This window comes from Schumannella sp. 10F1B-5-1 (assembly GCF_006517535.1).
Classification (GTDB): domain Bacteria; phylum Actinomycetota; class Actinomycetes; order Actinomycetales; family Microbacteriaceae; genus Schumannella.
Window position 1 is genome coordinate 1 of the sequence record NZ_VHQH01000169.1, and the last position, 232, is coordinate 232.

General features: G+C 72.0%; 1 protein-coding gene. It reads left to right on the forward strand.

Annotated elements, in window-relative coordinates; all coding sequences use genetic code 11:
* Positions 1 to 232 (forward strand): TPM domain-containing protein (locus FJ658_RS16410; protein ID WP_219995793.1); only part of this gene is annotated, 232 nt, incomplete at both ends.

Below are 232 nucleotides of genomic sequence, written 5' to 3' on the forward strand. Positions count from 1 at the left end.
CCTACCTGAGCGGTGGCGACATCGACGCGGTCGTCAAGGCGGCGATGGTGCCGAAGTTCCGCGGCGGCGACTTCGTGGCCGGCATCGAGGCGGGCGCGGACGCCCTCGTCGACACCTACCTCGGCAACAAGGCCACCAACACCATCCGCACCGGGTCGCGTGCGTCCGGCAGCAGTTCGAGCAGCACGCGCTCGTTCCGCGGGTCGCCCTCCCGGCTGCGCCGCACCGGCTT